Raw genomic sequence first — 246 nt, 5'->3', positions numbered from 1 at the left:
CCACAAATATATCCGCAATTCGATAAAAATCATTGTCGTAACCAACATGCACAGTTTTATCGCATCCAAGACGCACAAGAAAACACTTTCGGATATTTCTGATGAGTCGAAAAATTATCTTGATAAAGCAGGAATTACTACTGCTTGTTTACGAATTAAAACGAAGTGGAATGCTGGAGGAAAATGAGAAAATTCGACCTATCCTTGAGAAGCTCGAGAAGATATTACTTTTATACCTTTCGCCAT

Annotated in this window: 1 protein-coding gene; it reads left to right on the top strand. The window is 36.2% G+C overall.

Features of this window, described 5'->3' with window-relative positions; all coding sequences use genetic code 11:
* A partial coding sequence (locus BBI10_RS27730; protein ID WP_083232960.1) for a hypothetical protein occupies positions 1–187 on the top strand: 187 nt, incomplete at its 5' end.
* Positions 188–246: the final 59 nt, after the last annotated feature.

Source organism: Pseudomonas graminis, from assembly GCF_001705435.1.
Classification (GTDB): Bacteria; Pseudomonadota; Gammaproteobacteria; order Pseudomonadales; family Pseudomonadaceae; genus Aquipseudomonas; species Aquipseudomonas graminis_B.
The sequence above is the reverse complement of the archived record's forward strand: the minus strand, read 5'-3'. Positions and strand labels throughout refer to the sequence as shown.